The organism is Tenacibaculum aiptasiae (assembly GCF_008806755.1).
In the GTDB taxonomy this organism is placed as follows: domain Bacteria; phylum Bacteroidota; class Bacteroidia; order Flavobacteriales; family Flavobacteriaceae; genus Polaribacter; species Polaribacter aiptasiae.
In genome coordinates this window covers 1-501 of the sequence record NZ_WAAU01000072.1, presented here as the reverse complement: position 1 = coordinate 501, position 501 = coordinate 1, and the positions used below count along the sequence as shown (strand labels likewise).

Genomic DNA, 501 nt, shown 5'->3' with positions numbered 1-501 from the left:
TAGAGTGTTATTCAACAGAGTTAACCACTTTAGAATTACCAACAGATTATCCAAGGCCTATTCATACCAGTAGTGCTGGAGGAGTTTACAGTATAGAATTAAGTGACTCACAGAGTATTGGATTACGTTCTTTGGCAAGTTCAGAGGGGGTAACGATGTATACATTGTTTTTAACGTTGTATAATATTTTCTTGAGTAAACTTTCTAATAGTTCAGATATTGTAGTGGGTACCCCAACAGCTGGACGTCATCATTCGGATTTAGAGGGTATAGTAGGAATGTTTGTCAATACGTTAGCACTTCGTAATCAAGTAAGATCTACTTTAAGTTTTAAAGATTATTTATCAATAGTCCAAGAGAATACCTTAGAAGCTTTTGATAATCAATTATATCCATATGATGAATTAGTAGATGCTTTATCGTTATCTCGAGAGTCTGGTCGAAATCCTTTATTTGATGTTTTTTATTCCTATGATCAGTTAGATTTGGGAGAAACAAGAG

At 33.9% G+C, this 501-nt stretch carries 1 protein-coding gene; it reads left to right on the top strand.

From position 1 onward, the window contains the following. On the top strand, nt 1-501 hold a 501-nt coding region (locus tag F7018_RS18005), incomplete at both ends, for a condensation domain-containing protein (protein WP_150901489.1).